This is a genomic window from Candidatus Magnetobacterium casense (assembly GCF_019173545.1).
Lineage (GTDB): Bacteria > Nitrospirota > Thermodesulfovibrionia > Thermodesulfovibrionales > Magnetobacteriaceae > Magnetobacterium > Magnetobacterium cryptolimnobacter.
Genome location: NZ_JABXWD010000479.1, coordinates 1 through 2333 on the forward strand (window position 1 = coordinate 1; position 2333 = coordinate 2333).

A 2333-nucleotide genomic window follows, 5' to 3' on the forward strand; every position below is an offset into this window, starting at 1 on the left:
CCTCCTGCGCGGGAAGTTTCAGGGCAAGAAGACCTTTGCGGACGTGGTCAAGGGCATGGCAGAGTCTGTGAGGGCGGCCAAGGCCCAAGGGATCGAAACCATCGGCGTCAATGCAGAGGATGCCTCCCGAACTGAAATCGAAAGGCTTGAGGAGTTCATCATCGCAGGCAAGGAGGCCGGTGCTGACAGGTTCCGCTACTGTGATACCCTGGGTACGGAAGGACCTATTTCCATGTATGAAAACATCAAAAAGCTATCCGAACGGACCGGCTTTCCTATTGAGATGCACTGCCACAACGACCTGGGTATGGCCGAGGCAATATCGATAGCGGGTGCACGGGCGGCGCTTGAGTGCGGAATTGACACGTACATCAATACCACGGTAAATGGCTACGGAGAGCGTGCCGGTAACGCCGACCTGGTATCAATACTTCTTGCGTTGCGTTTTTCGTCCTACTTCAGGGACAATCCCATACTCGGTGACAATGTGAATCTCAAGTTGTCCTGGCGGTTGGCCAAGTACGCATCGTATGCCTTTGGGTTGCCCATAGCGATCAATCAGCCCGGGGTGGGTGCAAACGCATTTGCACACGAGTCTGGTATCCACGCCGATGGCGCCCTCAAAGACAGGAGAAACTACGAACTCTACGACCCCGAGGATGTTGGCCGTGGTGTACCCGACCTGCTTCAGACTGGAAGGGTGATAACCACCGGGGCATATGGCGGCATCAAGGGCTTCAGACACGTCTACGACAACCTTGGCGTCTACTTTGCCACCGACGAGGAGGCGCGTGATGTCCTTGAACTCGTGCAGTATGCCAACCTCCATACGCAGAAGCCTCTGACCGATGACGAACTGCGCTTTATCGCCAGTAATCCGGAAGAGGTGAGGGAGATACTACGGGTATGCATATAGAACCATCCGGCAGATACAGGGTGACCCTGATCCCGGGAGATGGTGTTGGCCCGGAGGTCTCAGAGGCCGTGGTACGGGTGATTGACGCCACGGGAGTCAAAATAGACTGGGATGTCCAGAATGCCGGTACGGATGTCTATGAGGCAGAGGGTACGCCCTTGCCTCAACGGGTCATAGACAGCATCAAGGACAACAAGGTTGCCATTAAAGGCCCCGTCACCACACCGGTGGGGACGGGCTTCAGGAGTATAAACGTCGCACTGAGACAGGAACTTGACCTCTATGCCTGTCTCAGACCCTGTAAGTCATACGCAGGGGCAAGGAGCATCTACGCAAACGTAGACCTGGTCGTAGTCAGGGAAAACACCGAAGACCTCTACGCCGGCATAGAGTTCCAGAAGGACGCAAAGACCACAACGGAGTTGATTGACTTCATAGCGGCTAAGTCCGGCAAGCATATCCGTTCCGATTCGGGGGTCAGTATCAAGCCCATATCGGTCTATGGCACCGAGCGGATAGTGCGTTTTGCCTTTGATTATGCAAGGAACAACAATCGCAGGAAAGTCACGGCAGTCCACAAGGCCAATATCATGAAGCATTCCGACGGATTATTCCTGGAGGTAGCCAGGGAGGTGGCCAAGTCCTATTCCGATATAGAGTTTGAGGACAGGATCATCGACAACATGTGTATGCAGCTTGTTCAGAAGCCGGAGCTTTATGACGTTCTGGTGCTGCCCAATCTCTATGGGGATATCGTATCAGACCTTGCTGCCGGTTTAATTGGCGGGCTGGGGTTGGCTCCTGGGGCGAATATCGGAGCGGATATTGCGGTCTTTGAGGCAACCCACGGCAGTGCACCCAAGTACAAGGGGTTGAACAAGGTCAATCCGATGGCCATGATGCTCTCCGGGGTAATGATGCTGCACTACCTTGGGCACAGAGAGGAGGCATCAAGGCTCGATAGCACCATTGCAGACCTCATCAGGGAAGGCAGGTTCGTCACCTACGACATGAAACCCTCCCCAGATGATCCCACAGCCATAGGTACCTCCAACGTGGCCGACGAAATAGTCAAACTATTAAAGGCATGAAGAAAAGAAGGGAGGCGGTTTGTGATAGGGGGTGTTTCATGCCCTCTACCCCTCCCTCAGACCCTAGTCCCACTTGACCCCATAATTCTTAACTCCAAATATGTATCTACTTTATCACAGAATATTTACAGTAACAATTATTTCCCTTTCCTTAAAAATAATAGGGCATATATATAGCGCGTTTCGATTGTGTGCAATACAAGAAAGAAAGGGGCGGTTTGTGGCAGGGGTGCCTCACCCCCTCCGCTTCTTTATCGCTCCAGGAGGGGGCAGCGCCCCCCGGCTCAATGCGCTCCTGGCCCCCTTCAGAACCCCCCGCAAGGGGA

Annotated in this window: 2 protein-coding genes; both read left to right on the forward strand. The window is 53.8% G+C overall.

The window, feature by feature from the left end; genetic code table 11:
* Nucleotides 1-916: homocitrate synthase/isopropylmalate synthase family protein (locus HWQ67_RS16550; protein WP_425340737.1), on the forward strand; the 916-nt coding region annotated here is incomplete at its 5' end.
* Nucleotides 907-2007 (forward strand): isocitrate/isopropylmalate dehydrogenase family protein, encoded by a 1101-nt coding sequence (locus tag HWQ67_RS16555; RefSeq protein ID WP_218253792.1) that lies wholly within the window; start codon nt 907-909, stop codon nt 2005-2007. The genes HWQ67_RS16550 and HWQ67_RS16555, both read left to right, overlap by 10 nt.
* Nucleotides 2008-2333: the final 326 nt, after the last annotated feature.